General features: G+C 75.0%; 5 protein-coding genes. 2 read left to right on the top strand and 3 right to left on the bottom strand.

Features of this window, described 5'->3' with window-relative positions; all coding sequences use genetic code 11:
• Window positions 1–113: 113 nt before the first annotated feature.
• Window positions 114–938, bottom strand: a complete 825-nt coding sequence (locus ABZ842_RS38525) for a serine hydrolase domain-containing protein (RefSeq protein WP_361548472.1) — start codon at window positions 936–938, stop codon at window positions 114–116.
• Between the two features lie 141 nt (window positions 939–1079).
• Between ABZ842_RS38525 and ABZ842_RS38520 the strand changes: the two genes are divergently transcribed.
• Together ABZ842_RS38520 and ABZ842_RS38515 are read left to right on the top strand one after the other, a co-directional pair.
• Window positions 1080–1532: a MerR family transcriptional regulator gene (locus tag ABZ842_RS38520; protein WP_361548469.1), complete on the top strand. Its 453-nt coding sequence runs from the start codon at window positions 1080–1082 to the stop codon at window positions 1530–1532.
• Window positions 1529–2578, top strand: a complete 1050-nt coding sequence (locus ABZ842_RS38515; protein ID WP_361548466.1) for an aldo/keto reductase — start codon at window positions 1529–1531, stop codon at window positions 2576–2578. The genes ABZ842_RS38520 and ABZ842_RS38515 overlap by 4 nt, the downstream gene beginning before the upstream one ends.
• Before the next feature lie 19 nt (window positions 2579–2597).
• Here ABZ842_RS38515 and ABZ842_RS38510 read toward each other — a convergent pair whose 3' ends face one another.
• Together ABZ842_RS38510 and ABZ842_RS38505 are read right to left on the bottom strand one after the other, a co-directional pair.
• Window positions 2598–3806 (bottom strand): acyltransferase, encoded by a 1209-nt coding sequence (locus ABZ842_RS38510; RefSeq protein WP_361548463.1) that lies wholly within the window; start codon window positions 3804–3806, stop codon window positions 2598–2600.
• Entirely contained in the window at window positions 3803–4855 is a 1053-nt protein-coding gene (locus ABZ842_RS38505; RefSeq protein ID WP_361548460.1) for an alpha/beta hydrolase, read from the bottom strand. Before ABZ842_RS38505 ends, ABZ842_RS38510 begins: the two co-directional genes overlap by 4 nt.
• Between the last annotated feature and the right edge of the window lie 303 nt (window positions 4856–5158).

Below are 5158 nucleotides of genomic sequence, written 5' to 3'. Positions count from 1 at the left end.
CCGTGCCCTGCGGGCACGGGGGGCGGAACTGCGCGACAAACCCTCCACCGGCCGGTGGAGACCAACGCTCCCGCAGAGCAACGGTGGAGTTGTCAGGAGCACGGCGCAGGGGGTCAAGACGCGCGGAGGTCGCGCAGGACCGCGTCCGTGAAGGCGGGCCACGCTTCGATCGCCCAGGGGCCGAACGCGCGGTCCGTCAGGGCCACGCACGCCGCGCGGGCGTCGGGGTCGATCCACAGGAACGTGCCCGACTGGCCGAAGTGGCCGAACGTGCGCGGGGAGGACGCCGCCCCCGTCCAGTGCGGCGACTTGCCGTCGCGGATCTCGAAGCCGAGGCCCCAGTCGTTCGGGGTCTGGCGCCCGTAGCCCGGCAGCAGGCCGGCCAGGCCGGGGTGGGTGACCGTCATCGCGGCCAGGACCGTGCGCGGGTCCAACAGCCGCGGCGCCTGCACCTCCGCGGCGAAGCGGACCAGGTCGTCCACCGTCGACACCGCGTCCTTCGCCGCGGACCCCTCGCCCTCCAGGGCAGTGGACGTCATGCCCAGCGGCTCCAGGACGGCCTGCCGCAGGTACTCGGCGAAGGGGATGTCCGTCGCCGCGGCGACGTGGTCCGCCAGCACCTCGAAACCCGCGTTGGAGTAGATCCGGCGGGTGCCGGGCTCCGCGCTCACGCGGAGCTCGTCGAAGGCGAGGCCCGAAGTGTGCGCCAGCAGGTGGCGGACCGTGGAGCCGGCGGGGCCGGCCGGCTCGTCGAGTTCGACCGCGCCCTCCTCGTACGCGACGAGGACGGCGTACGCGGCCAGCGGCTTGGTCACCGACGCCAGCGGGAAGCGGTGGTCGGTGGGGCCGTGCCGGCCGGCGACCGTGCCGTCCGCGCGGACGACGGCGCTCGCCGCGGTCGGAACGGGCCACGTCTCGGTCAGCGCCAGGCTCTGCATGGTCACGAAGCCTACGGGGTGGCCCCGGCACGCCGCCGCGGGGGATCCCGGCCGATCACGCCGCGCGACCCCCGGCCATCACCGCGTACTCACCGCCGCGTGCTTGCTTAGAGTGCGCTCCAAGGTCCTAGCGTGGAAGGCATGACGCTGACGCAGGACGGCCGCGTCCGCACGGACTCCCCGGCGGACTTGTGCCTGACCGACTCCGGCCACCCCCGCCCCGACGGCGCCGACCGCTACACCATCGGCGAGGTCGCCGCCTGGACCGGGCTCTCCGCGCACACGCTGCGCTGGTACGAGCGGATCGGCCTGATGTCGTACGTGGACCGCTCGCACACCGGGCAGCGCCGCTTCACCAACCGGGACCTGGACTGGCTCTCCTTCGTCGGCAAGCTGCGGCTGACCGGCATGCCGGTCGCGGACATGGTCCGCTACGCCGAGTTGGTGCGGACCGGCGAGCACACCGTGGACGAGCGGCGCGAGCTGCTGGAGCGGACCCGGCGCACCGTGCTCGAACGCGTCGCGGAGCTCCACGGCACCCTCGCCGTCCTGGATCACAAGATCGAACTGTACGGAAGGATGGACCCGACGTGATCGACGACAACGGAACCCACGCACGCAACGCCCCCATCGCCCGGGTGGGCCTCGGCACCGGCGGACCGTTCGTCGGCGTCCAGGGCCTGGGCTGCATGGGCATGAGCGAGTTCTACGGCGGGACGGACGAGGCCGCCGCCCGGGAGGCGCTGGACGCCGCGCTGGAGGCCGGCGTCACCCTCTTCGACACCGCCGACATGTACGGGCGGGGCGACAACGAACGCTTCCTCGCCCCCTTCCTGGCCCGCCACCGCGACCAGGTCACCATCGCGACCAAGTTCGCCATCGACCGCTCCGCCGACGCCAGCTCCGACGTCGAGGTCCGGCACGTGCGCAACGACCCCGCCTACATCCGACGGGCCGTCGACGACAGTCTCCAGCGGCTGGGCGTGGACGTCATCGACCTGTACTACATGCACCGGCGCGACCCCGCCGTGCCGCTGGCGGACTCGGTCGGCGCCATGGCCGAGCTGGTGCAGGCGGGCAAGGTGCGGCACCTGGGGCTGAGCGAGGTCACCGGCGCGGAGCTGCGGGAGGCCCACGCCGTGCACCCGATCGCCGCGCTCCAGTCCGAGTGGTCGCTGTTCAGCCGGGACGTCGAGCACACCGCCGTACCGGCGGCGGCCGAACTGGGCGTCGCGTTCGTGCCGTACTCACCGCTCGGCCGGGGCTTCCTCACCGGCGCCTTCACGGACGCCTCGAAGGAGCTGGCGGAGGGCGACTTCCGGCACCAGCAGCCGCGGTACACCGGCGACAACGCCCGGACGAACGCCGAACTGCTGGCGCCGGTGCGGGCGATCGCGCAGGCCCACGGCGCGACGCCGGGCCAGGTCGCGCTCGCCTGGGTGCAGCAGCAGACCGACGTCCACGGGCTGCCCGTGGTCCCCATCCCCGGCACCCGCAAGGCGAGCCGGGTCCGGGAGAACGCGGCGGCCACCCGGGTGCGGCTGACCGCGGACGAGCTGGCGCAGCTGGAGACGATCGCGGCGAAGGTCGTCGGCGCCCGGTACGCGGACATGGCGGGCACCTCCGCCGACCGCGAGTAGCCGCCCCGGCGCCGGGCCCTCACGTCCACCCGAGGGCGAAGGCCGCGAAACCGGCCGCGAGCAGTCCCGCCAGCGCGCGGCGGGCCGTCGCGGCACGGGTGCCCGCACGCCAGGGGGACTCGAAGCCGCGGGCGTACCGGCCGATGAGCACCAGCAGCGCGGCGAACAACGGCAGCCACGCCAGCCGGGCCGCGATCCAGCCGAGCGTGTCGGGCGCGGTGGTCAGCCCCGCGACCTCACCGACGTACGACGCCGGGACCGCCGCCGCCAGCATCGCGGTCTGGTGCCAGCACAGGATCGTCATCGCGGACAGGTTGACCACCACCACCGGCGCCCACAGCGCGGGCCGGGCCAGCAGCCGGCCGATCCGCTCGCGCAGCAGCAGCGCGGCGCCGCTCTGGGTCGCGGCCAGCGCCAGCACCAGCAGGGACGGCGGGTGCGAGTTCGTCCGGGCCTCGCCCGGCACGCCGACCATCGACAGCGGATAGTCGAAGGCCAGCAGCAGCGTCGCGAACAGCGCGCCGCCGCCGAGCAGCAGGACCCGGGCGTGGACCCGGGTGAGCCGGCCCTCGCCCCAAGCCGCGCCGAGCTGATACGCGAACAGCCAGCCCGGCAGGATGTTGAGCACGCTGAGCCACCCCGGCACCGCGTCCGCGTACGGGCCGTACCGCGCCAGGTCGACCAGGGCGACCGAGCCGAGCAGCGGCACGGCCGACCACCCGCCCCACCTGCGGGCGGCCCGTGCGCACAGCGGGGTGAGCGCCGTGACGACGACGTACACGCCGACGAACCACAGCGGCTGCACCACCAGCGTCGTCCCGGTGCGCACCGTGGTGCCGGGCACGCCCAGCGCGTACAGCAGCGGGACCAGCGCGGCCCACACCGCGGTCACGCCCACCACGGGCCGGCCCAGCCGGGCCACGCGCTGCCGCAGCCAGGCGGCGGTGGAGCCGGTGCGGCGGTGGTACGACAGCACGGACGCGTACCCGCCCACCAGGAAGAAGATCCCCAGCATCTGGAGCACCCAGCTCGCGGGCGCGAAGAAGCCGAAGGAGGACAGCGGGCTGGCGTTGCGCAGGGCGCCGTCGTCACCGAGGGCGAAGCCGCCGAGCATCCAGTGGCCGAGGGGGACGGCGAGCAGGGCGAGGGCGCGCAGCCCGTCGACGGCGCGGTCGCGGTGGGCGGGGGTGCGCTCCTCGATCCGGGAGACGAAATGCTGGAGGCTCATCGGGCCGCACCTCCGGCCGGCTGCTCGCCGCGGGCGATGGCGGCGAAGGCGGCGAGCGAGTCGGTGCCGGGGGCGAAGTAGCCGGTGTGGCCCTGCGCCCGCTGGGCCGGGACGCGCAGCGCCCCGAAGTCGCGTGCGGTGGGGTCCGTGCCGTGCCCGAGGCCGAACAGATCCACGTTCGGCACCTTGGAGATCCAGTCCGTGGGGTTCTTCGCGGCCCACACCCGGGCCGTCGTCCCCAACTCGCGCACGGAGTCGGCGCGCATGCCGGGGGAGCCGAACGCCACGACGTCCTTGGCCACCGCGTCCTTCGCCGCCAGGCCGCACACCACGGAGCCGTAGCTGTGGCAGAACAGGCTGGGGCGCGGGGCGCCGACCGCGGCCAGACCGCGGGTGAAGCGCGCCAGCCGCGGCGCGCCCGCCTCCGCGTGGCCGCCGGTCGCGGTGTCGGGGCCGATGCCGACGGGCGTGGTGTAACCGGTCCACGCGATCACCGCGGTGGCGCCGCCGGTGGCCGCGCGCAGGGACCTCGCCATGCCGGTGGGGGTGCCGTACGGGTCCTTCGCGCGGTCGAACGTACCGGCGTCGACGTCCGCCCCCGGCACGACCACGGCCACGTGCCGCGCCCGCTCCAGATCGCCGTGCACCTCCGCGACCTGGCCGCGCCCGCGGGGGTCGAACGCGAGGATCTGCCGCCCGGGCTGCGCCAGCCGCTCGAACGCGGTGCCCTGCACGGCGCGGGCGTTCGCCGCGTAGCGCAGGCGTACGGGTACGCCGTCGAGGTTGCCGACGACGAGGGGGTGCCGCTCCACCAGGTCCTGCCGGGCGGCGGGGCGCAGGCTCTGGAAGAACGCGGCGACGTCCGCGGGGGCGGTGCGGGTCGGGTCGGGCAGGGCGCGCCCGAGCGAACGGTCCGCGTTCCACGCGTCGGTGCCGGGCGGGGGGCCGGTGACCGGCGGCTCCCCGCTCCCCAGGACACCACCGGTGGCTCCTACCGCGACGCCCAGCGCGACGCCCACTCCGACGAGGACCCTCTTGTACCGGCGCATGTGTGCTCTTCCTCCCTCCCCCGGGGCGCGGGGTGCGCCGGTGGGACGGGAGGAAGGTAAGAACCGGGTGTCGCTGCGGGCGTCCCCCCGCGGTGCGATGTGGGGCGTAGCCCCGGGGTAGGGGGTGAGCTCCCCCGCGGCCCTTTTGGCCATCTCGCAGTTGCCCCGCGGGAGCCGTTGGCCACTGCAGCCCGGTGGTGGACTGTTCGCGCAGTTCCGCCCCCTGTGCCTTGCGGGCACCGACCAGCGGATTCACCCCGGCCAAGGAGACGGGCGTGCCGTCCGGCGTCTCCCAGTACGTGT

The sequence above is a fragment of the Streptomyces sp. NPDC047315 genome, assembly GCF_040643215.1.
Lineage (GTDB): Bacteria > Actinomycetota > Actinomycetes > Streptomycetales > Streptomycetaceae > Streptomyces.
The sequence above is the reverse complement of the archived record's forward strand: the minus strand, read 5'-3'. Positions and strand labels throughout refer to the sequence as shown.

Coding starts and splice junctions, on each gene's coding strand:
- ABZ842_RS38525 (WP_361548472.1), bottom strand. CDS start 938: ATGCAGAGCCTGGCGCTGACCGAGACGTGGCCCGTTCCGACCGCGGCG.
- ABZ842_RS38520 (WP_361548469.1), top strand. CDS start 1,080: ATGACGCTGACGCAGGACGGCCGCGTCCGCACGGACTCCCCGGCGGAC.
- ABZ842_RS38510 (WP_361548463.1), bottom strand. CDS start 3,806: ATGAGCCTCCAGCATTTCGTCTCCCGGATCGAGGAGCGCACCCCCGCC.
- ABZ842_RS38505 (WP_361548460.1), bottom strand. CDS start 4,855: ATGCGCCGGTACAAGAGGGTCCTCGTCGGAGTGGGCGTCGCGCTGGGC.